Source organism: Massilia sp. 01N417 (assembly GCF_056399645.1).
The window spans coordinates 1-509 of record NZ_JBFTRS010000068.1 but is presented as its reverse complement, the minus strand read 5'-3'; the positions used below and the strand labels follow the sequence as shown (position 1 = coordinate 509).

The 509-nt window shown below is 52.1% G+C and carries 1 rRNA gene; it reads right to left on the bottom strand.

Annotated features, from left to right (window positions below):
• Positions 1 to 509, bottom strand: a 23S ribosomal RNA gene (locus AC1DOQ_RS26970); the annotation flags it as partial.

Genomic DNA, 509 nt, shown 5'->3' with positions numbered 1-509 from the left:
CCGTCCCCCCATCGCATCATACGACGGTGCAGGAATATTAACCTGCTTCCCATCAGCTACGCATCTCTGCCTCGCCTTAGGGGCCGACTCACCCTGCTCCGATGAACGTTGAACAGGAAACCTTGGGCTTTCGGCGAGAGGGCTTTTCACCCTCTTTATCGCTACTCATGTCAGCATTCGCACTTCTGATACCTCCAGCATCCTTTACAAGACACCTTCGCAGGCTTACAGAACGCTCTCCTACCATATTGATCTCGATGCAAGCAAAGAGAAAAATATCCGCAGCTTCGGTGACTGGCTTAGCCCCGTTACATCTTCCGCGCAGGACGACTCGATCAGTGAGCTATTACGCTTTCTTTAAATGATGGCTGCTTCTAAGCCAACATCCTGACTGTTTTAGCCTTCCCACTTCGTTTTCCACTTAGCCAATCTTTGGGACCTTAGCTGGCGGTCTGGGTTGTTTCCCTCTTGACGCCGGACGTTAGCACCCGACGTCTGTCTCCCAAGCT